The sequence below is a fragment of the Desertivibrio insolitus genome, from assembly GCF_017355965.1.
Lineage (GTDB): Bacteria > Actinomycetota > Actinomycetes > Actinomycetales > Microbacteriaceae > JAFIQW01.
Window position 1 is genome coordinate 452,229 of record NZ_JAFIQW010000003.1, and the last position, 20,958, is coordinate 473,186.

Sequence of the window (20,958 nt, forward strand, 5' to 3'; positions counted from 1 at the left end):
GCGTTCCCGGCGTGAAGATCCTGCACACGTCGGACTGGCACATCGGCCGCACGTTCCACACGCACTCGACGCTCGAGCACCTCCGCCAGGTGCTCGACGCGCTCGCCGCGGTGGTGGCCGAGCGCCGCGTCGACGTCGTGCTCGTCGCGGGCGACGTCTTCGACTCCGCAACCCCGTCGGCGGATGCCATGAAGCTGCTGCAGCACGCCTTCCGCAGCATCCGCGAGGCGGGCGCCACGATCGTCGCGACGAGCGGCAACCACGACTCGATCACCCGGCTCGGCTTCCACGCGGAGTGGATCCGCCTCGCCGGCATCCACGTCCTCACCGAGCACGGGCGGCTCGATGAGCCGGTGACCCTCGAGGACGAGCACGGCGACGTGCACTTCTACGGCATCCCGTACCTCGAGCCGGCGCTCATCCGCCACGACTACCCGGGCGTCGAGCTGCGCACGCACGAGCAGGCGCTGACCTTCGCAATGCAGCGCATCCGCGACGACCGCGGGCGCCGCGGCAGCCGCTCGGTCGTGCTCTCCCACTGCTTCGCCGCCGGGGTCGCGGCGAGCGACGTCGAGCGGGACATCTCCTCAGGCGGGCTCGACCTCGTGCCCGCCTCGGTGTTCGCCGACGCCGATTACGTCGCGCTCGGGCACATCCACGGCCGGCAGACGATCAGCGAGAGCGTCCGCTACTCGGGTGCCCCGCTGCACTACTCCTTCTCCGAGGCGGGCAAGCCCCGCGGCGGATGGCTCGTCGAGCTCGGCCCCGACGGGCTCGGCACCGTCGAGTGGCTCGACCTCCCGGTACCCCGCACCCTCGTGCAGCTCACAGGCGAGCTCGACGAGTTGCTGACGGATGCCGCGCACGACGAGCACACCGGCTGCTGGGTCAAGGCCGTTGTCACCGACCGGGTGCGCCCCATCGACGGCATCCGCCGCCTGCAGGCCCGCTTCCCGCACTGCGTCGCATTCGAGTGGCGCCCGAGCGTGGTCGCCGAGGACAGCGCCGCGAGCTACGGCGAACGCGTGAAGGGTCAGTCCGACGGGCAGATCGTCGCCGAGTTCCTCGCCCACGTGCGCAACGGGGTCGGTCCGACCTCGTTCGAGACAGCGCTCGTCGAGGAACTGCTCGCGGGGGAGCGCGCCTCGGAGGTGACCGCGTGAGGATCCGCCGGCTGCGACTCGCGGGGTTCGGGCCGTACCGCGGGGAGCAGGTCGTCGACTTCGACCGCTTCGACGAGGAGGGCCTCTTCCTCATCACCGGCAAGACCGGGGCCGGCAAGTCGAGCATTCTCGACGCCATCTGCTTCGCGCTCTACAACACGATCCCTCGCTTCGAGGGGCGGGAGAGCAAGCCGCGCAGCCACCACTGCTCGCCCGACGACCCGAGCTTCGTCGAGCTCGACTTCGACGTGCACGGCGAGACCTACCGCGTGTGGCGCACCCCCGAGTACCAGCGCCCTGCGAAGCGAGGCGGCGGTCTCACGACCGCGAAGTCGGAGGCCAGGCTGTTCCGCCTCGACGGTGACGAGTGGGTCGGGGTCGCCGCGCGGGCCGTCGACGTCGGCACCGAGCTGACCGAGATCCTGCCCATCAAGGCCGACCAGTTCCTGCAGGTCATCCTGCTCGCGCAAAACCGCTTCCAGCGCTTCCTGCTCGCGAAGACCGACGAGCGCCGCGCCCTGCTCCGAGCACTCTTCGGCACCGAGCGCTTCGAGCGGCTCGAGTCCGCCCTGCACGAGCGCCGCCGCGCGCTCGACGCCCAGGTCGCCGACGCCCGCAGCCGGCTGCAGCACCTCGCGACCGTCGTCGCACAGCAGGCCGGAGTCGAGGAACGAGTCGAGCCCGACCTCGCCTGGTTCACCTCCACCCGGCAGGGGCTCGCCGACGAACTCTTCCAGGCCGATGTCGCCGCCCGCGCCGCGACCTCCCGCTCGGAGGCCGCCGAGCTCGAGCTCGCCCGCGTCACCGCCCTCGCCGAGCGGCAGGAACGTCGCGACCGTGCCCGCGGCAAGCTCGAGGACCTCCTCTCAAGGCAGGCCGACGTGGACGACGCCGCCGCGCGGGTGACCGCCGCCCGACGCGCCGCCGTCGTCTGGCCCCTGCTCACCGGATGCCGCACGGCCGACGCCGATGCCGTCGCGAGTGCCGAGCGTGCTGCCCGCCTCACCGCCGCATGGCGGGCGACCGAAACCACGGACGTCGCGGACCTCGACTCGTTCGTCGAGGAGCAGTCCGCTCGGCTCGGCGTGCTGCGCGCCGCGCTCGCCGACGAGGAGCGGCTGCCCGCGCTCGAGCGCGAGGTGACAGCGGCCGCCGCGGCCATCGAGCAGCACGACGGCGCCGCCGTGTCGATCCGCACGGCCCTCGACGAGGTTCCGCAGCGCTTCGCCGAGCTCGACGAGGAGTCGACGCCGCTCGCCGAACTCGCGGCCACGCTCGCCGACCGGAAGCGGGACGTGCGGCAGCTCGACGAGGTGCTCGCCGAGGCCCGCCGAGCCGAGAAGCTGCAGGGAGAGCTCGACCTCGCTCGCCGTGCCCTGCTCGACGCCAGCGCGACCAACGCCGCCGCGGCAGCCGCCTACGACGCGCTGCTCCGCCGCCGCATCGATCACATGGCGTTCGAACTCGCCGAGCAGCTGACGCCCGGCGAGCCCTGCGTCGTCTGCGGCGGCACCGAGCACCCGGCACCTGCCGCCACCGACAGCCCACTCGTCGCACCGGAGGACCTCGACGCCGCCGACGCGGCCGCCTCGGGTGCCCGCGCCGCCCTCGACCGAGCGCAGGACAGCTTGCGGGGGCTGGAGGCGGAGGTCGCCGCTGCCACCGCCCGGACCGAAGGCCGCACGGTCGGCGCGCTCACCGACGAGTGCGCCGCCGCGGCCGATCGCTGCGCCGCCGCCCGTGCCGCCGCCGAGCGGCTCGCCGAGCTGCAGACGCAGCGCGCCCAGCTCGAGACCGAACTCGCCGACCTGCGCGAGCGGTCGGAGCGACTCGCGGCCGAACGCGCGGAACTCGTGCAGCAGCAGAGCGACGCCGTCGCGGCGCACACGGCCGTAGCCGCCCGCGTCGCGGAGATGCGTGGCGACGCGGTGTCCGTGGCGCGATGCGTCGGCGATGCGGAGACCTCGCTCGCGGCCGCGCGCGACCTCGTCGAGGCCCGTCGTGTCGCCGAGGAGCGCGCCGCTGCCGCGACCACCGCGCGGGCATCGCTCGACGAGGCGCTCGAGGAGCAGGGCTTCGCGGGTGCCGACGCGCTCGTCGCCGCACACCTCACGGCGACCGAGGTCGACCGCCTGAGCCGCACCGTGGACGCGCACCGTGAGGAGCTCGCCGCGGTGCGCGCTCAGCTCGACGAAGCCCAGCTCGCCGAACTGCCCGACGACCCCGTCGACCCCGCGCCCGCCCGGGACGCCGCCGCCGTCGCACGCGCCGAGCGCGACGAGGTGCTCGCGGCCCGCGCCGCGCTCAACACGCGCCTCGAGTTCGTCGGCGGGAAGGTCATCGAGGTCGAGGACCTGCTCGCGCGTTCCGAGCGGATGCTCGAGGAGCACGCCCGGGTCAGCGCGCTCGCCGCGGTCGTGCGGGGGGACGAGCCGAACACGCGACGGATGCGTCTCGAGACGTTCGTGCTCGCCGGGCGGCTGGAGTCGATCATCGCGGCCGCGAATCGCAGGCTCCACACGATGACCTCGGAACGGTACGAGCTGAAGCTCGACGACGAGAAGCAGTTCCGCAACGCCGAGACCGGTCTCGGCATCGGCGTGCTCGACTCCCACACCGGGCTCGTGCGGCAGCCGGCGTCGCTCTCGGGCGGCGAGATGTTCCTCGCCTCGCTGTCGCTCGCCCTGGGGCTGGCCGAGGTCGTGTCCGAGCAGGCCGGAGGCATCCGGCTCGACACCCTCTTCGTCGACGAGGGCTTCGGGTCGCTCGACGGCGAGACGCTCGAGGTCGCGATGCACGCGCTCGACGCCCTGCGCGCGGGTGGCCGCACCGTCGGCGTGATCAGCCACGTCGAGTCCATGAAGGAGCGGATCCCGGCGAAGCTGCACATCCGCGTCGCGCCCTCGGGCGAGAGCGAGATCCTGACCAAGGAGACGGTGGGCGGCTGAGCCGGCGGGGAAGCGTGGGCGCGCGGGCCTGAGGCCCGGCGCCCATGCCCGCCTAGCGACTGCTGATCGTGCGGAACTTGCGGATCGACAGCGGCACGAACACCACGAGCAGCACCACGACGCCGATCAGCACGGTCAGCACCGGGTTCTGCAGCGGCCACGAGTCGCCGGGCTGGTAGCCCTCGGGGACGTTGCCGAACAGCTGACGTGCCGCCAGCACGAGTGCGGACACGGGATTCCACTCGGCGAACACGCGCAGGGGCGTCGGCAGGTTCTCGCTGGGCACGAACGCGTTCGAGATGAACGTGAGCGGGAAGAGGATCAGGAACGACACGTTGTTGATCACCTCGGGGCTGCGCACGCTCATGCCGAGGAAGGCCATCACCCACGAGAATGCGTAGGCGAACAGCAGCAGCAGCGCGACCCCCGCGACCGCCTCGAGGATGCTCGAGCGCACCCGCCACCCCACGAGCAGACCCGTGGCGATCATCACCACGAACGACAGCGCGTTGATGAACAGGTCGCCGTTCGTGCGGCCGATCAGCACGGCCGACGGGCTCATCGGCAGCGTGCGGAAGCGGTCGATGATGCCTTCCTTGAGGTCCTGCGCCATGGCGGAGCCGGAGTAGGTCGAGCCGAACACGACCGTCTGGGCGAAGATGCCGGCCATGATGAACTCGGTGTAGTTGCTGCCCGGGATGTCGATGCTGCCCGCGTAGACCTGGCTGAACAGCAGCACGAACATGATCGGCTGCAGCGTCGTGAAGACGAGGATGTCGGGCACGCGCTTGATCTTGATGAGGTTGCGCCGCGTCGTGATCCAGCCGTCGTTGAACCAGGTGGCGAGCGTGTTGTTCGGCGCCGGCTCCAGCTGCGGGGCACCGGTGGCTGTCGTGGGGCGGGTCGTGGTGGTCATGCCGCCGCCTCCTCCTTGTCGTCGTGGCTCGCCGTGCGGCCGGTGATCGTGAGGAACACGTCGTCGAGCGTGGGGCGCTGCATGCCGGCGTCGTGCAGCTGGATGCCCAGGGCCCGGACGTCGGCGAGCACCTGCTGCAGGGCGGCGGGCCCGTCGGCGACGGTGGTCGAGAGGGTGCGGCCGTCGGCCGTGACATCCGTCGACGTCGTGCCGACCCGGTCGAGGATCTCGACCGCCCGGTCGCGGTCGTCGCCGGAGACGAGGCTGATCTCGACCCGCTGACCGCCGACCTGCGACTTGAGCTCGTCGGCGGTGCCCCGGGCGATGACCTTGCCCTCGTCGATCACGACGATGTCGTCGGCGAGGCGGTCGGCCTCCTCGAGGTACTGCGTCGTCAGCAGCACGGTCGTGCCGCCGTCGACGAGGCTCGTGATGATGTCCCACAGACCGAGGCGGCTGCGGGGGTCGAGCCCGGTGGTCGGCTCGTCGAGGAAGAGCACGGGCGGATTGATCACTAGCGCGCCGGCGAGGTCGATGCGCCGGCGCATGCCGCCCGAGAACCCCTTCACCGGGCGGTTGCCCGCCTCGGAGAGGTCGAACAGGTCGATGAGCTCCCGCGCCCTCGCCCGCGACTGCCTGCCGCCGAGGTGGTACAGCCGCCCGATCATGTCGAGGTTCTCGAACCCGGTGAGGTTCTCGTCGACCGCGGCGTACTGCCCCGAGGCGCCGATCATCCGGCGGATGCGGTCGGGCTCGCGCAGCACGTCGATCCCGTCGATCGCCGCGCTGCCGGAGTCCGGGGTGATGAGCGTGGTGAGCACCTTCGCGGTGGTGGTCTTGCCCGCGCCGTTGGGCCCCAGCAGGCCGAGCACGGTGCCGCGTGGCACCTCGAGGCTGAGGCCGTCGAGCGCCCGCACGACCGGCGCTCCCTTGGGGTTGTAGGTCTTGACGAGGTCCGTCGCTTCGATGAACGCCATGCCGCCTCCTGGTCGGAACTACCTGCAGGTGGACAACGTACACATTGCCACCGACATTGTCGACGGACTTCCGGTGAACGATGCAGGGCGCGTGCCTACGCTGGCGGTATGGCAGGCGGCGTCGCGACTCTCGTGGTCGACGTCGCGCTGAGCCGCATCGACGCGTTGGCCGTGATCGCGCTCGCGATGGACGTCCCGGTGACCGGCGCGGGCACGATGGACGCCCACGTGCGGCTGCCCGGCGGAGAGCGCGCGTACGTCGAGATCCCGCGCTTCGGCGACCCGCCGCCGCTCGCGATCGACGTCGTCAGCGACGAGAGCGAGGAGGCGGCCCGCACCGCCGCTCTCGAACTACGGATGCTGCTGAGCAACACGGTCGGCTGGGAGCCGCGCCTGACGTTCTGACCCCGCCGGTCGAGTGACGCAGCCGCCTATCGAGACCAGGGCGAAGGTCGCGGTACGCCGCACCGCCCGGTGTGAAACGCGAAGAAGCCGCGCCCCCGAGGGAACGCGGCTTCTTCTACGACGAGGGTCAGTCGACGAGCCTGCCGCTGCCCACCTTCGCCGCCTCGCGGGTGCCCGCGGTGCGCGCGGCCGTCGCGGTGCCGCGGGGGCGCGACGACGCCACATCCGCCGCCGACACTGCTGCACCGTGCACGGCCCGCGGCGCCAGGCGCTCGAGCTGCGTGACGTGCGAGGGGTTGAGTTCCTCGAGCGAGTTGACGCCGAGCAGGCGCATCGTGCGCTCGATCTGCTCGCCGAGGATGGAGAGCGCGCGGTCCACCCCGTCGCGCCCGCCGGCCATGAGGCCGTAGAGGTAGGCGCGGCCGATCATCGTGAAGCGGGCGCCGAGGGCGACGGATGCCACGATGTCGGCGCCCGACATGATGCCGGTGTCGAGGTGGATCTCGTACTCGTTGCCGACCTCGCGCACGACCTCCGGCAGGAGGTGGAAGGGGATCGGGGCGCGGTCGAGCTGGCGGCCGCCGTGGTTCGACAGGGTGATGCCGTCGACGCCGAGGTCGGCGAGCTTCTTGGCGTCGTCGACGTTCTGCACGCCCTTGACGACGACCTTGCCGGGCCACTGGTCCTTGATCCAGGCCAGGTCCTCGAACGTGACGGTCGGGTCGAACATGGTGTCGAGCAGCTCGCCGACGGTGCCCGACCACTTGTTGAGCGACGCGAACGACAGCGGCTCGGTGGTGAGGAAGTTGATCCACCACTCGGGGCGGGGGATCGCATTGACGACCGTGCCGAGCGTGAGCTGCGGCGGGATCGAGAAGCCGTTGCGCTTGTCGCGCAGGCGCGCACCGGCGACGGGGACGTCGACCGTGACGAGGAGGGTATCGTAGCCCGCGTTGGCGGCGCGCTCGACGAGCGCCATCGAGCGCTCGCGGTCCTTCCACATGTAGAGCTGGAACCAGTTGCGCCCGTGTGGAGCGGCCGCCTTGACGTCCTCGATCGACGTGGTGCCCATCGTGGAGAGGGCGAACGGGATGCCCGCGGCCGCGGCGGCGGTCGCACCGGCGACCTCGCCCTCGGAGTGCATCATGCGCGTGAACCCGGTCGGCGCGATGCCGAAGGGGTAGGCGACGGGGGCGCCGAGTACGTCCCAGCCGGTGGTGACGGTCGAGACGTCGCGGAGGATCGACGGGTTGAACTGGATGTCCTCGAACGCCTGGCGGGCCCGGCCCAGGCTGAGCTCGGCCTCGGCGGAGCCGTCGGTGTAGTCGAAGGGCGCCTTCGGGGTGCGGCGCTGCGCGATCTGCTTGAGGTCGTAGATCGTCAGCGCCTTCGACAGCCGGCGACGCTTCGCGTTGAGGTCCGGCGTCTTGAACTGCATGAGCGGCGCGAGGTCGTGATAGGTGGGGATTCGGCGTTGAAGCGCCATTGCTGTTCCTTCCGAGCGCTGTGGTCTGACCACAGACGATACTAGCGTTGTGGCGATGCGTGCGCACCAGGTGGTCGTGGACTGGGTCGAGGAGGAGCTGTCCTCCGGGAGGCTCTCGGTCGGCGACCGCCTGCCGCCCGAGCGGGCGCTCGCCGAGGAGCTCGGAGTCTCCCGCGCCGCCGCCCGCGAGGGGCTCCGGGTGCTCGAGATGCTCGGCATCCTGCGCAGCGGCGTGGGCTCCGGACCGACCGCCGGCACCGTGGTGGTCGCCGAGCCGTCGCTCGCGCTGAGCGCCGCGTTGCGGCTGCACCTGGCATCCGCCCACTTCACCTCCGCGCACGTCATGCAGGCGCGTCTCGTGCTCGAGGGCTGGGCGGCGGGCAACGCCGAGAGCGACTCGCTCTCGCTGGTGCAGGCCCACGCCCTGCTCGACGAGATGGACCAGCAGGGGCTCGGCCCCGCCGACTTCCTCGAACGCGACGCCGCCTTCCACGTCGCGCTGTCGCAGGCGACGGGCAATCCGCTCGTTGGCGCGATGATGGCCTCGATCCGCGAGTCGATCCGCAACTACACCCTCGGCCTCGCCGACTCCGGCGGCGCGTGGACCGAGACCGCGCGTCGGCTGCAGGAGGAGCACCGCGCGATCCTCGTCGCGATCGAGGCGGGCGAGAGTGCGACAGCATCCCGCCTCGTGACCGAGCACATCGAGCGGTACTACCGCGCGCGCGCCGACTGACCCCGCGAGCTGAGCCGCCGGCGACGAGCCGACTCCGTGCTCGCGCTCAGCGCGCGGCTGACGGCCGTCACGGCCGCCCGGAACGCGAAGAGCGCGGACCGCCCGAAGGCAGCCCGCGCTCCCGACAGGGACGCGTCAGCCCCGCTGCGCCAGGGTCCGCGGCGCGTACGCCACCGGCGCGACGACGCTGCGCACGACCGCGCGCAGCGACTCGAGGTCGCCGCTGAGCGCGCCGACAGCCCGCGCCTGGACGAGCAGATTGCCCATCGCGGTCGCCTCGACGGGGCCGGCGAGCACGGGCAGCCCGACCCGATCGGCGATCGCCTGGCAGAGCAGGGCGTTCTGTGAGCCGCCGCCGACGATGTGCACGGTCGACACCGGGTGGCCCGAGAGTTCCGACGCCTGGTGCACGGCCCGCGCGAACGCCTCGGCGAGGCTCTCCACGATGACGCGGGCGAGGAACGCCCGGTCGTCGACGGAGACGCGGATGCCACGGGCACAGCAGTGCTCGACGATGCGCGTCGCCATGCGGCCGGGGGCGAGGAACTCCGTGTCGTTCGCGTCGAAGGTGGGGATCTCGCCCGTCACCGCCGCGGCCGCCTCGAGCAGCGAGGGCAGGTGGATCTCGCTGCCGTCGCGCTCCCACTCCCGCACGCTCTCCGTCAGCAGCCAGAGGCCCATGACGTTGTGCAGGTAGCGGATGCGCCCGTCGACGCCGCCCTCGTTGGTGAAGTTGGCCGCACGCCCGGCATCCGTCACGACGGGACGCTCGAGCTCGACGCCGACGAGACCCCAGGTGCCGCAGCTGATGTAGGCGTAGTCGGCGGATGCCGCGGGCACCGCGACCACGGCCGAGGCCGTGTCGTGCGAGCCGACCGCCGTCACCGGGATGGCCGAGCGCGCGCCGAGCTCGGTCGCGACCGACGGCAGCAGCGTGCCGATGGTCGCGCCCGGGTCGACGAGCCGCGGGAACAGCTCGCGTGGGTAGCCGAGCAGCTCGATGAGACTCGAGTTCCAGCCGCCCGAGGTGACGCTCAGCAGGCCGGTCGTCGACGCATTGGTGCGCTCGACCCCCTGCTCGCCGGTCAGCCAGTAGGCGAGCAGATCCGGGATCATCAGCATCCGGTCGCGCGGGTCGAGCTCCCCGGCGTCCGCTTGTTCGGCGGCGAGCTGGAACACCGTGTTGAACGGCAGGTGCTGCAGGCCGCTCTCGCGGTACAGCTCCTCAGCCCCGACCTTCGCGTGCACGAGTTCGACGCCGCGCTCCGTGCGCTCGTCCCGGTAGTGGAACGGCACCCCGAGCATCCGGCCGCCGCGCACGAGTGCGTAGTCGACGGCCCACGAGTCGATGCCGATCGAGGCGACCTCGTGCTCCCGCAGCGCGCCGGTCAGGCCGGCCAGCACGCTGCGGTAGAGCTCGAGGATGTTCCAGTGCAGCCCGTCCGGCGTGCGCACCGGCGTGTTCGGGAAGCGCGCCGCGATGTGCATCCGGAAGTCGGCGCGGTCGAGGTGACCGAGCACCACCCGGCCGCTCGTCGCACCGAGGTCGACGGCGGCGAGCGTCGTCGTCACCGCAGGGCCCCGCTCATCGCAGGAAGGCGGCGGCGACGCCGGCGTCGACCGGGATGTGCAGCCCGGTCGTGTGGCTCATGTCGCTCGTGCAGAGCACGAACACGGCGTTCGCGACGTTCTCCGGCAGCACCTCGCGCTTGAGCAGGGTGCGCTGGGCGTAGTACTTGCCGAGCTCCTCCTCCGGCACTCCGTAGACGGCGGCGCGCTTCGCGCCCCAGCCGCCGGCGAAGATGCCCGAGCCGCGCACGACGCCGTCGGGGTTGATGCCGTTGACCTTGACGCCGTGCTCACCGAGCTCCGCCGCGAGCAGACGCACCTGGTGGGCCTGATCGGCCTTGGTCGCCGAGTACGCGATGTTGTTCGGGCCTGCGAAGACGGAGTTCTTCGACGAGATGTAGACGATGTCGCCGCCGAGCTTCTGGTCGATGAGCACCTTCGCGGCAGCCTTCGACACGAGGAACGAGCCCTTGGCCATGACGTTGTGCTGCAGATCCCAGTCCGCGACCGTGGTCTCGAGCAGCGACTTCGACAGCGACAGGCCGGCGTTGTTCACGACGATGTCGAGCCCGCCGAAGGCGAGCACGGTCGCGTCGATGGCGGCCTGCACGGCCGCCTCGTCGGTGACGTTGGCGACGACGCCGATCGCGACGTCGGTGTTGCCGATCTCGGCCGCGGCGGCCTGCGCCTTCTCGAGGTCGAGGTCGGCGATGACGACGCACGCGCCCTCGGCCGCGAGGCGGGTGGCGATGGCCTTGCCGATGCCGGAGGCGGCACCGGTGACGAGCGCGATGCGGGTCGCGAGGGGCTTCGGCTTCGGCATCCGCTGGAGCTTCGCCTCCTCGAGCGCCCAGTACTCGATGCGGAACTTCTCCTCGTCACTGATCGGCGAGTAGGTCGAGATCGCCTCGGCTCCGCGCATGACGTTGATGGCGTTGATGTAGAACTCGCCGGCAACGCGTGCGGTCTGCTTGTTGGCGCCGTAGGAGAACATGCCGACGCCCGGGATCAGCACGATCGCGGGGTCAGCACCGCGCATCGCGGGTGAGTCCTCGGTGGCGTACGCCTCGTAGTACGCGGCGTAGTCCTGGCGGTACTGCTCGTGCAGCTCGGTGAGGCGCTCGATCGACTCCTCGACGGATGCCGTGGGCGGCAGGTCGAGCACGAGCGGCTTGACCTTCGTGCGCAGGAAGTGGTCGGGGCAGCTCGTGCCGAGGGCGGCGAGACGCGGGTGCTCCGAGTGCTCGAGGAAGTCGAGCACGACGTCGGCGTCGGTGAAGTGACCCACCTGCGCGCGGTCGGTGGAGGCGATGCCACGGATGACCGGGGCGAGCGCGGCCGCGCGGGCGCGGCGCTCCTCCGGCGCGAGCGGGGCGTAGCCGTCGAGCCTCTCGCCGAACGGGTTCTCGCGGCCGTGCTCGGCGATGTAGCCCGCCGCGGTCTCGATGATCCAGAGGCTGTTGCGCTCGGCCTCGTCGGAGGTGTCGCCCCACGCGGTGATGCCGTGCCCGCCGAGGATGCAGCCGATGGCATCCGGGTTCTGCGCCTTGATCTCGGCGATGTCGAGCCCGAGCTGGAAGCCGGGTCGGCGCCACGGCACCCACACGACCTTGCCGCCGAACGCTTCGGCCGTGATGCGCTCGCCGTCGGCGGCGGTCGCGATCGCGATGCCGGAGTCGGGGTGCAGGTGGTCGACGTGTGCGGCGTCGACGAGGCCGTGCATGGCCGTGTCGATCGACGGCGCGGCGCCGCCCTTGCCGTGCAGCGTGTAGTCGAACGCCGCGACCATCTCGTCCTCGCGCTCGACGCCCGGGTAGACGTCGACGAGCGCGCGGAGGCGGTCGAGGCGGAGCACCGCGAGGCCCGACTCCTTGAGGGTGCCGAGGTCGCCGCCGGAGCCCTTCACCCAGAGCAGCTCGACGTCCTCGCCCGTGACGGGGTCGGTCGCGGTGCCCTTGGCGGAGGTGTTGCCGCCGGCGTAGTTGGTGTTCCTCGGGTCAGCACCCAGCCGGTTGCTGCGCGCGATGAGTTCTTCGGCTGCTGTCGCCATCGTGGTTCAGGCTCCCCATCCGGCCTGCGCGCCACCGACGCGCTCGGCCTCGATCTTCTGCTGGTATCCGCTCTCCTTGAACGCGGCCATCGGGTCGCGCGGCAGGCCGCGGCTCTCCCGCCAGTCGGCGAGCGCCGGGCGGACGTCGGTGTAGAAGGCGTCCATGAAGACCGCGTTCGCGGCGAGGACGTCGTTCTCCTGGCGTGCCTGCTCGAGCGCCTCGTGGTCGAGCAGCAGCGCGCGGGCGGTCATCTCCTGCACGTTCAGCACGCTGCGCGTCTGGCCGAGGATCTTGTTCTCGATGTTGTGGCACTGGTCGAGCATGAACGCGACATCCGGGTTGCCGTAGCCGCCGCCGCGGACGACCTCGACGATGATGCGGAACAGCTGGAACGGGTCGGCCGAGCCCACGATGAGGTCGTCGTCGGCGTAGAAGCGCGAGTTGAAGTCGAACGAGCCGAGCTTGCCGAGGCGCAGCAGCTGCATGACGATGAACTCGATGTTGGTGCCGGGCGCGTGGTGCCCGGTGTCGAGGCAGACCATGGCGCGCTCGCCGAGGGCGGCCACCTGCACGTAGCTCGTGCCCCAGTCCGGGACATCCGTGTGGTAGAACGCCGGCTCGAAGAACTTGTACTCGAGCACGAGGCGCTGCTCCTCGCCGATGCGGGCGTAGATCTCCTGCAGCGACTCCTGCAGGCGGTCCTGGCGGGCGCGCATGTCGTTCTGGCCGGGGTAGTTGCTGCCCTCGGCGAGCCAGATCTTGAGGTCGCGCGACCCGGTGGCATCCATGATGTCGATGCACTCGAGGTGGTGGTCGATGGCCTTGCGGCGGATGCGGTCGTCGTGGTGGGTCAGGGCGCCGAACTTGTAGTCGTCGTCCTGGAACGTGTTGGAGTTGATGGTGCCGAGCGCGACGCCCTGGTCCTCCGCGAAGCGGCGGAGCGCGTCGTAGTCGTCGCTCTTGTCCCACGGGATGTGCAGGGCCACCGAGGGGGCGAGCCCGGTGAGCTTGTGCACCTGCGCGGCATCCGCGATCTTCTCCTCGACGGTGCGGGGCGTGCCCGGCGTCGCGAAGACCTTGAAGCGGGTGCCGGAGTTGCCGAAGGCCCACGAGGGCAGTTCGATCGCCTGCTTTTCGAGCTCGGCGGTGATGTCGGCGAAGCTTGTCATCGTCATTGATCCTTGTGCGTTGTGAAACGTTTCAATGAGGCTATCAGCGCGACTCGTTTTCCTCAACAGCGGCGAGCTGGTCCTCGAGGTTGAAGATCACCGGGAAGGCGACGAAGCCCTGGTCGGCGCGCGCCCCACCCGTGTCGAGGAAGTGCACCATCTCCGCCTCCCAGCGGGCCGCGACCTCCGACTCGGCGAGGTAGCGCTGCGAGCCCTCGAGGTCGTCGGTCTCGAAGTAGCCGATCAGCTGCCCCTCGCCGGCGTGGAAGAGGGAGTAGTTGCGACGGCCGGATGCCGCGATCTCGCGCAGCATCTCCGGCCAGACCGGGTCGTGGCGCTCGAGGTACTCGTCGAGCTTTTCGGGGTGGACGCGGAGGGTGAAGCAGACGCGCTGCATGGTGTTCCTTTCGGGGGAGCGTGGCGTGAGAACGGCGCCCCGCCCGAGAGTCTCGAGCGGGGCGCCGGGGTGCACGGTGTGGACGGCGACTTAGAAGTCGAAGTCGCCGATGTTGTCGGCGTTGAACTCGAACGGGTCGCCGAGGAGCACGACGCCGTCGGCGCCGACCTCGTACTCGCCGAGCTTGCCCGCCTCGAAGGTGTCGCCTTCCTCGCCGGTGATGTCACCGTCGACGAGGGCCTTCGCGGCGTAGGCCGCGAGGTAGCCGAGGTCGGCCGGGTTCCACAGCGCGAACGCGGTGACGGTGCCGTCCTCGACGTACTCGCGCATCTGGTTCGGGGTGCCGAGGCCGGTCAGCGCGACCTGGCCCTTGAACTCCGAGGTGGAGAGGTAGCGGGCGGCCGCGGCGATGCCGACGGTCGTCGGCGAGATGATGCCGGCGAGGTCGGGGTAGGTCTGCAGCAGCGCCGCGGTGCGGTCGAACGACGTCTGGTCGTCGTCGTCGCCGTAGACGACGTCGACGAGCTCGATGTTCGGGTGGTTGGCCTCGAGCTCCTCCTGCATGAGCTCGATCCAGGCGTTCTGGTTGGTCGCGTTCGCGGAGGCCGAGAGGATCGCCACCTGACCCTGGTCGCCGATCTGCTCGGCGATGAGGTCGACCTGCACCTTGGCGATGCCCTCGGCGCTCGCCTGGTTGATGAAGATGTCGCGGAACTCGGGGTCGGTGTCGGAGTCGAAGGTGACGACCTTGGTGCCGGCGTCGCGCGCCTCCTGCAGGGCGTCGCCGATGGCCGTCGGGTCGTTCGCCGAGATGACGAGCGCCGAGGTGCCCTGCTGCGCCGCGGTCTGGATGAAGCTCACCTGCGAGGTCGGGGTCGCCTCGGTGGGGCCGACCTCGGCGAAGGTGCCGCCGAACTCCTCGACGGCCTCCTGGCCGCCGGCGTTGGAGGTGTCGAAGTACGGGTTGCCGAGGTTCTTCGGCAGGAAGGTGATCGTGGTGTCGCCGCCACCCTCGCCGCCGCCTTCGCCTCCGCCACCGGCGCTGGAGCAACCGGTCGCCGCGAGGGCGACCGTGACGGTCACTGCCGCGATCGCCGCGAGGCGACCCCGGCGCTGGAACTGCTGGAACATCCTTGTTTCCTCTCTGATGGGTGATTGCGGACGCCGGCCCTACGGTGCGGTCGGAGTGGCGTCCTTCTTCCTCGCGCCGATGCGCGCACGGCGCGCCAGGGCGAGGAGGCTCGAGCCGACCACCGAGAGGACGAGCAGCACCCCGGTGATGACGTTGATGATGTCGGATGACACGTTCGACAGCCGCAGTGCGCTGCCGAGCACCCCGATGAGCAGCACGCCGGCGAAGACCCCGTGCAGGGCGCCGCGGCCGCCGAAGATCGAGACGCCGCCGAGCAGCACCGCCGCGATGACGCTGAGCTCGAGGCCGGTCGCGTTGTCGCCGCGCGCGCTGCCGTAGTTGAGCGTGAAGAAGATGCCGGCGAAGGCCGAGACCACGCCGCTGAGCACGAACAGCGTGAACTTGGTGCGCCCGACGTGCACGCCCGAGAAGTGCGCCGCCTCCTTGTTGAGGCCGATCGCGTAGATGCCGCGGCCGAAGGGCGTGAAGTGCAGCACGAGCGAGAAGATCACGAACAGCAGCACGATCGGGATCGCGATGAGCGGGATCGGCGTGCCCTCGATGCGGTCGCGGGCGAGGTCGGTCCAGAACTCGGGGAAGTCCGTGATCGCGGTCGTGCCGAGCAGGCCGACGGCGATGCCGCGGAACAGCGCGAGAGTGCCGATCGTGACGGCGAGCGACGGCAGCCCGACGACGGTGATGAGGAACCCGTTGAGCGCTCCGGCGACGAGGCCGACGGTGAGCGTGAGCAGGATCGCGGCGGGCATCGGCACCCCGGCCTGCACGGCGAGACCGAGCGTGACGCTCGCGAGTCCCACGATGCTCGCGACCGAGAGGTCGATCTCCTCGGTGACGATGATGAGGGCCATCGGCAGCGCGATCAGCAGGATCGGCGCGATGTCGAGCACGAGGTAGGTCACCGTGAGCGGGCTGTCGAAGTTGCGCACGGTCGCGAGCGACACGGCGATCACGATCAGCAGCGCGGCGATGACTGCGCTCTCGCGGGTGAGCAGGATGCGCTGCCAGAGCGGCCGCTGATGCGGCTGGTAGGAGCGTGCGGCGGGTGCGGCCGCGATGGTGTCGGTCATTCCGTCTCCCTCGCTTCGAGCAGCTTGCGGGACTGGCGCAGGGCGAGGAGGCGATCCAGCACGATCGCGCCGATGATGAGGACGCCGACGACGGCGCGCTGCCAGAAGTCCTCGATGCCGAGGATGGGGAGCGCGCGGTTGATGGTCAGCAGGAGGAAGGCGCCGATCGCGGCGCCCCAGAGCGTGCCGCTGCCGCCGGAGATCGCGACGCCGCCGATGACCGCGGCGCCGACCGCCTGCAGCTCCCAGCCGGTGCCGGCGCCGGAGCTGACCGTGCCGTAGCGGGCGGCGTAGAGCACGCCGGCGAGCCCGGCGAGCGCGCCGCCGACGACGAACGCGGTGATGATGCGGCGGTTGACGCGGAGGCCGTAGAGGCGGGCGGCGTTGGGGTCCGACCCGATGGCGTAGAACTCGCGGCCGCCGCGGGTGTTGCGCAGGTAGAACGCGGCGGCGATCAGCACGAGCACGGCGATGATCGTGAGGATCGGGATCGTCGCGATCTGGCCCGTGCCGAGACCGCGGAAGTCGCGCGGCAGGTCCGAGGCGTTGATGCGGTCGCTGCCGGCCCAGGCCACGTTGAGCCCGCGCAGGATGTAGAGCGTGCCGAGCGTGATGACGAGGGCGGGCACTCCGGCGTAGGCGACGAGGGCGCCGTTGACGAAGCCGATGACGGCCCCGAACAGGATGCCGGCGGCGAAGACCACGATCACGGGGATGCCGGGCACGTCGATGAACAGCCGCCCGGTGAGGTACGCCGTGAGACCGAGCGTCGAGCCGACCGAGAGATCGACGTTCCGCGTGATGATGACGATGGCCTGACCCACCGCGACGAGCAGCAGGATCGACGGGGTCAGCAGCAGGTCGCGGTAGCCGTCGGCGCTGAAGAGGAAGCTCGGGTTGCGCACCGTCGCAGCCAGCACGATGAGCACGAGGGCGAGCAGGATGCCGAGCTCGCGGACTTTCAGGCCGCGGCCGAGCGCCGCGAAGCGGGGCGTCTGGCGGGGAGGGGCGGCGGTGGTCATCGGGCAGGCTCCTGCTCGTGGGTCGCGGCGAACATGACCGACTCGGGGGTGGCCTCGTCGCGGGTGAGTTCGGCGGTGATGCGGCCCTCGCGCATGACGAGAACGCGGTCGGCCATGCCGAGCACCTCGGGCAGCTCCGACGAGATCATGAGGATGCCGAGGCCGCGGCCGGCAAGCTCGGAGAGCAGCCGGTGCACCTCGCTCTTCGTGCCGACGTCGATGCCGCGGGTCGGCTCGTCGATGATGAGCACCTTCGGGTCGGTGGCGAGCCACTTGCCGAGCACGACCTTCTGCTGGTTGCCGCCGCTCAGGGTGCCCGCCTCGGTGTCGAGGAAGCTCGTCTTCACCTCGAGGCGGCTCGCCCACACCTGCGACGCGGTGTTCTCGCGTCCGGTCGTGAGGATGCCGAGCCTCGACAGCCGGTCACGGATCGCGAGCGTCGTGTTGCGGGCGACGGATGACTCGAGCACGAGACCCTGCTTGCGCCGGTCCTCGGGCACGAGGGCGATCCCGGCCGCCATCGCCGCGCGGGGCTGCCGCTTCGGCAGCGGCTTGCCACCGACGGTGACGCTGCCGCTCGTGTAGCCGTCCACGCCGAAGATGGCGCGGGCGACCTCGCTGCGGCCGGCGCCCACGAGTCCCGCGAGCCCGACGATCTCGCCGGCACGCACGCTGAAGCTGATGTCGTGAAAGACGCCGGGGGAGTCGAGGCCCTCGACGCGCAGCAGCTCCTCGCCGACCGTCGTCTCCTGCTTCGGGAACAGCTCCTGGATGTCGCGGCCGACCATTGCGCGCACGATCTCGTCGACGCTGGTCTCGGCGATGGGCGTGGTGAAGACGTAGGCGCCGTCGCGCATGACGGTGACGGTGTCGCACAGGTCGAAGACCTCGTCGAAGCGGTGCGAGATGAAGAGGATCGCGCGGCCTTCGTCCCGCAGACCGCGGGCGACGGCGAAGAGGCGCTCGACCTCGTTGCCGCTGAGCGCGGCGGTCGGCTCGTCCATGATCAGCACGCGGGCATCGAGCGAGATGGCCTTCGCGATCTCGATGATCTGCTGGTCGGCGATCGAGAGACCCTCGGTGATGCGGTCGGGGTCGAGGCGCACGCCGAGCCGCTCGAAGATCTCCTGCGTCTCGCGGCGCATCGCCCGGCGGTCGATCCGGCCGAAGCGGCCGGTCGGCTGGCGGCCCATGAAGATGTTCTCGGTGACCGAGAGGTCGGGGAAGAGGGTCGGCTCCTGGTAGATGACCGCGATCCCGGCCTCCTTGGCCTGGGCCGTCGAGGTGAAGTCGACGCTCTCGCCGCGGAGCGTGAACTCGCCGGCGTCACGGCGGTACAGCCCCGCGATGATCTTCACGAGCGTGGACTTGCCGGCGCCGTTCTCGCCCACGAGCGCGTGGATGGAGCCGGGCTGCAGGGTGAGGGAACCGGATCGCAGGGCGACCACCGGACCGAAGGATTTCACCACCTTCGAGAGCGTGAGCTCCGGGACCCGCGCATCGCGGTCCAGCTGAGACGTCACCTGGCGGCTCCTCTCCGTCGAGGTAATCGGCCCTGAAACGATTCAGGCGCCTGTTCACGGTCACCCTAGGGGCAACGGCGACGCAAGGTCAAGCGCCGTAGATGAACCGATTCATGTATGTTCACAGCAGCATCTAAGACGAGGGAGTCTCCTGTGCCACCGACGAGCATCCGCGATGTCGCGAAGCTCGCAGGCGTGTCCGTGGGCACGGTCTCGAACGTCCTGAACCGCCCCGAGGGCGTCTCGCAGGACGCGCTGACGAGAGTCAGCCACGCGATCGAGCAGCTCGGCTACGTGCGGAACGACGCCGCCCGCCAGCTGCGCGCGGGCGTGAGCTCGAGCGTCGGCTTCGTAGTGCTCGACGGGCAGAACCCGTTCTTCAACGAGGTGGTGCGCGGCGCCGAGGACGAGGCGTCGAAGCACGGCATCGCGATCCTGCACGGCAACACCGACGAGGATGCCGGGCGCGAGGGCATGTACCTCGACCTGTTCGAGGAGCAGCGCGTGCGCGGCGTGCTGATCTCGCCGTACGGCGACATCGTGCGGCGGCTCGAACGCCTGAAGGCCCGGGGAATTGCCGCCGTGCTCGTCGACCGCTTCAGCGGCAACGGCCGGTTCAGCTCCGTCTCGGTCGACAACGTCGCCGGTGGGCGGATGGCGGTGGAGCACCTGATCGAGACCGGACGCCGCCGCATCGCGTTCGTCGGCGGGCCGTTCAACCTGCGCCAGGTCTCCGACCGCCTGGCCGGCGCCCGCGTCGCCGCCGAGAGCAGCGGCGAGCGCGTCGACATCGAGGTGCTGCCCGTCGAGGCGCTCACGGTCGACGAGGGGGTTGTCGCCGGGCGCCGCATCCTCGACCGGCCGAAGCGCGACCGGCCCGACGCGATCTTCGCGGCCAACGACCTCATCGCGCTCGGGCTGCTGCAGGCGCTCGTCGTCTCGCGCCAGGTGCTCATCCCCGACGAGATCGCCCTGCTCGGCTTCGACGACATCCCCTTCGCCGCCGCCGCGGCCGTGCCGCTGTCGTCGATGCGCCAGCCCAGCCGCGTCATCGGGCAGACCGCGCTGCGCATCCTGCTGGAGGAGACGAACGACCCCGAACTCATCCCGCGCCAGACGGTGTACCTGCCCGAGCTCGTCGTGCGCCAGTCGACCGTGAAGGATGCCGGGTAGCGGGCTGCTCGTGCGTCGGCCGGCGCTCGCCGAGCCGGCCGTTGCCGAGGTGCGGCGCCTCCGGGAGACGGCCGCGCCGAGGCATCCGCTCGCTGGCTACACTGCGGCGAATACGGCCTGAGGGAGGTGGCGCGCGTGGCGGTGAGCGTTCGTGACGTCGCGGAACGCGCCGGCGTCTCCCTCGGCACCGTCTCGAACGTGCTGAACCGCCCCGACAAGGTGTCGGCGGCCACCCTCGAGCGCGTGCGCGCCGCGATCGACGACCTCGGCTTCGTGCGCAACGACGTCGCCCGCACCCTGCGCGCCGGCCGCAGCAACACGATCGGTCTCGTCGTGCTCGACGCAGGCAACCCGTTCTTCACCGACCTCGCCCGCGGCGCCCAGGAGCGCGCGGCCGAGGAGGGTCTCAACGTGCTGCTCGGAGACAGCGGGGACGACCCCGAGCGCGAGCAGTCCTACCTCGACCTGTTCGAGGAGCAGCGCGTGCGCGGCGTGCTCATCTCGCCGATGGGCGACGTGGGGGAGCGGCTGCGGCGGCTCCGCGCGAGCGGCACCGCCGCCGTCTTCGTCGACCGCTCCGGCGCCGATCTGGCCTTCTCCGCCGTGTTCGTCGACGACGTGCAGGGCGGCCGCATCGCCGTCGAGCACCTGCTCGAAACGGGCCGGCGGCGCATCGCGTTCGTCGGCGGACCGCTCGGCCTGCAGCAGGTGGCCGACCGCTGGCAGGGGGCGCGCGCCGCGGTGGCATCCGTCGCCGACGCGTCGATCGAGCTGCTCGAGACCGCCGCGCTCACGGTCGAGCAGGGGCGCGAGGTCGCCGCGGCGCTGCTCGCCCGCCCGGCGGACGAGCGCCCAGACGCCGTCTTCGCCGCGAACGACCTGCTCGCGATCGGGCTGCTGCAGGGCGTCGTGATGCTGGGCACCCTGCGCGTGCCCGAGGACCTCGCGCTCATCGGTTACGACGACATCGACTTCGCGTCGGCGGCCGTCGTGCCGCTGTCATCCGTGCGCCAGCCCAGCCGCGAGATCGGGCGCACCGCCGTCGACCTGCTGCTGCGCGCCGCGGACGGCGACGAGGAGCCGCGGCGCATCGAGTTCGAGCCCACCCTCGTGGCCCGCCGCTCGACGCAGGCCTGAACCGCCGGCTCGACGGCGGCAGCACGCCCCGCTAGTCTCGGGCGGACGGAAAACGCTTTCTCAACG

At 71.1% G+C, this 20,958-nt stretch carries 17 protein-coding genes; 6 read left to right on the top strand and 11 right to left on the bottom strand.

The window, feature by feature from the left end; genetic code table 11:
* Positions 1-11 precede the first annotated feature (11 nt).
* The gene (locus JUB10_RS08970) at positions 12-1,163 is read left to right on the top strand and encodes an exonuclease SbcCD subunit D (RefSeq protein WP_207455671.1); all 1,152 of its coding nucleotides are present in this window, start codon (positions 12-14) and stop codon (positions 1,161-1,163) included.
* Positions 1,160-4,111 carry an AAA family ATPase gene (locus JUB10_RS08975; RefSeq protein WP_207455673.1) on the top strand — a complete coding sequence of 984 codons (2,952 nt, stop codon included), beginning with the start codon at positions 1,160-1,162 and terminating at the stop codon, positions 4,109-4,111. Before JUB10_RS08970 ends, JUB10_RS08975 begins: the two co-directional genes overlap by 4 nt.
* 52 nt (positions 4,112-4,163) lie before the next feature.
* Here JUB10_RS08975 and JUB10_RS08980 read toward each other — a convergent pair whose 3' ends face one another.
* Together JUB10_RS08980 and JUB10_RS08985 are read right to left on the bottom strand one after the other, a co-directional pair.
* Positions 4,164-5,027, bottom strand: coding sequence for an ABC transporter permease (locus JUB10_RS08980; protein WP_207455675.1), 864 nt, complete (start codon positions 5,025-5,027; stop codon positions 4,164-4,166).
* Positions 5,024-6,004, bottom strand: a complete 981-nt coding sequence (locus JUB10_RS08985) for an ATP-binding cassette domain-containing protein (protein WP_207455683.1) — start codon at positions 6,002-6,004, stop codon at positions 5,024-5,026. Before JUB10_RS08985 ends, JUB10_RS08980 begins: the two co-directional genes overlap by 4 nt.
* A gap of 108 nt (positions 6,005-6,112) precedes the next feature.
* On the opposite strand from JUB10_RS08985, the gene JUB10_RS08990 reads away from it, so the two are divergent.
* A complete protein-coding gene (locus tag JUB10_RS08990) occupies positions 6,113-6,409 on the top strand; it encodes a hypothetical protein (RefSeq protein WP_207455685.1) in 297 nt (98 codons plus the stop codon).
* Between the two features lie 127 nt (positions 6,410-6,536).
* Here the strand turns inward: JUB10_RS08990 and JUB10_RS08995 are convergent, their stop codons facing one another.
* Positions 6,537-7,895 carry an alpha-hydroxy acid oxidase gene (locus JUB10_RS08995; protein WP_207455687.1) on the bottom strand — a complete coding sequence of 453 codons (1,359 nt, stop codon included), beginning with the start codon at positions 7,893-7,895 and terminating at the stop codon, positions 6,537-6,539.
* A 55-nt stretch (positions 7,896-7,950) separates the two neighbouring features.
* On the opposite strand from JUB10_RS08995, the gene JUB10_RS09000 reads away from it, so the two are divergent.
* Positions 7,951-8,631: a FadR/GntR family transcriptional regulator gene (locus JUB10_RS09000; RefSeq protein ID WP_207455688.1), complete on the top strand. Its 681-nt coding sequence runs from the start codon at positions 7,951-7,953 to the stop codon at positions 8,629-8,631.
* A 135-nt stretch (positions 8,632-8,766) separates the two neighbouring features.
* Here JUB10_RS09000 and JUB10_RS09005 read toward each other — a convergent pair whose 3' ends face one another.
* From JUB10_RS09005 to JUB10_RS09040, 8 genes are all read right to left on the bottom strand, one after another.
* Positions 8,767-10,203 (bottom strand): rhamnulokinase, encoded by a 1,437-nt coding sequence (locus tag JUB10_RS09005; protein ID WP_207455690.1) that lies wholly within the window; start codon positions 10,201-10,203, stop codon positions 8,767-8,769.
* Positions 10,204-10,216: 13 nt separating this feature from the next.
* On the bottom strand, positions 10,217-12,250 hold the full coding sequence (locus tag JUB10_RS09010; RefSeq protein WP_207455692.1) for a bifunctional aldolase/short-chain dehydrogenase: 2,034 nt from the start codon (positions 12,248-12,250) through the stop codon (positions 10,217-10,219).
* Between the two features lie 6 nt (positions 12,251-12,256).
* Entirely contained in the window at positions 12,257-13,420 is a 1,164-nt protein-coding gene (gene rhaI, locus JUB10_RS09015) for an L-rhamnose isomerase (RefSeq protein WP_207456075.1), read from the bottom strand.
* 43 nt (positions 13,421-13,463) lie between these two features.
* The gene (locus JUB10_RS09020; RefSeq protein WP_207455693.1) at positions 13,464-13,817 is read right to left on the bottom strand and encodes an L-rhamnose mutarotase; all 354 of its coding nucleotides are present in this window, start codon (positions 13,815-13,817) and stop codon (positions 13,464-13,466) included.
* A gap of 90 nt (positions 13,818-13,907) precedes the next feature.
* Entirely contained in the window at positions 13,908-14,948 is a 1,041-nt protein-coding gene (gene rhaS / locus JUB10_RS09025; RefSeq protein ID WP_207455695.1) for a rhamnose ABC transporter substrate-binding protein, read from the bottom strand.
* A 39-nt stretch (positions 14,949-14,987) separates the two neighbouring features.
* Positions 14,988-16,037 (bottom strand): ABC transporter permease, encoded by a 1,050-nt coding sequence (locus JUB10_RS09030; protein WP_207455697.1) that lies wholly within the window; start codon positions 16,035-16,037, stop codon positions 14,988-14,990.
* Complete coding sequence (locus tag JUB10_RS09035) at positions 16,034-17,059, bottom strand: ABC transporter permease (protein WP_207455710.1); 1,026 nt, start codon at positions 17,057-17,059, stop codon at positions 16,034-16,036. Before JUB10_RS09035 ends, JUB10_RS09030 begins: the two co-directional genes overlap by 4 nt.
* On the bottom strand, positions 17,056-18,582 hold the full coding sequence (locus JUB10_RS09040) for a sugar ABC transporter ATP-binding protein (RefSeq protein WP_307859166.1): 1,527 nt from the start codon (positions 18,580-18,582) through the stop codon (positions 17,056-17,058). The genes JUB10_RS09035 and JUB10_RS09040 overlap by 4 nt, the downstream gene beginning before the upstream one ends.
* A 153-nt stretch (positions 18,583-18,735) precedes the next feature.
* Here JUB10_RS09040 and JUB10_RS09045 point away from each other — a divergent pair, with 153 nt between their 5' ends.
* Positions 18,736-19,755 carry a LacI family DNA-binding transcriptional regulator gene (locus JUB10_RS09045; protein WP_307859167.1) on the top strand — a complete coding sequence of 340 codons (1,020 nt, stop codon included), beginning with the start codon at positions 18,736-18,738 and terminating at the stop codon, positions 19,753-19,755.
* A 135-nt stretch (positions 19,756-19,890) separates the two neighbouring features.
* Positions 19,891-20,892, top strand: a complete 1,002-nt coding sequence (locus JUB10_RS09050) for a LacI family DNA-binding transcriptional regulator (RefSeq protein ID WP_207455714.1) — start codon at positions 19,891-19,893, stop codon at positions 20,890-20,892.
* The last annotated feature ends 66 nt before the right edge of the window (positions 20,893-20,958 follow it).

Excerpts from the sequence above, each read along its gene's own strand:
- JUB10_RS08980 (WP_207455675.1), bottom strand. The coding sequence starts at position 5,027 with ATGACCACCACGACCCGCCCCACGACAGCCACCGGTGCCCCGCAGCTG.
- JUB10_RS08985 (WP_207455683.1), bottom strand. The coding sequence starts at position 6,004 with ATGGCGTTCATCGAAGCGACGGACCTCGTCAAGACCTACAACCCCAAG.
- JUB10_RS08990 (WP_207455685.1), top strand. The coding sequence starts at position 6,113 with ATGGCAGGCGGCGTCGCGACTCTCGTGGTCGACGTCGCGCTGAGCCGC.
- JUB10_RS08995 (WP_207455687.1), bottom strand. The coding sequence starts at position 7,895 with ATGGCGCTTCAACGCCGAATCCCCACCTATCACGACCTCGCGCCGCTC.
- JUB10_RS09000 (WP_207455688.1), top strand. The coding sequence starts at position 7,951 with ATGCGTGCGCACCAGGTGGTCGTGGACTGGGTCGAGGAGGAGCTGTCC.
- JUB10_RS09010 (WP_207455692.1), bottom strand. The coding sequence starts at position 12,250 with ATGGCGACAGCAGCCGAAGAACTCATCGCGCGCAGCAACCGGCTGGGT.
- rhaI (WP_207456075.1), bottom strand. The coding sequence starts at position 13,420 with ATGACAAGCTTCGCCGACATCACCGCCGAGCTCGAAAAGCAGGCGATC.
- JUB10_RS09020 (WP_207455693.1), bottom strand. The coding sequence starts at position 13,817 with ATGCAGCGCGTCTGCTTCACCCTCCGCGTCCACCCCGAAAAGCTCGAC.
- rhaS (WP_207455695.1), bottom strand. The coding sequence starts at position 14,948 with ATGTTCCAGCAGTTCCAGCGCCGGGGTCGCCTCGCGGCGATCGCGGCA.
- JUB10_RS09030 (WP_207455697.1), bottom strand. The coding sequence starts at position 16,037 with ATGACCGACACCATCGCGGCCGCACCCGCCGCACGCTCCTACCAGCCG.
- JUB10_RS09035 (WP_207455710.1), bottom strand. The coding sequence starts at position 17,059 with ATGACCACCGCCGCCCCTCCCCGCCAGACGCCCCGCTTCGCGGCGCTC.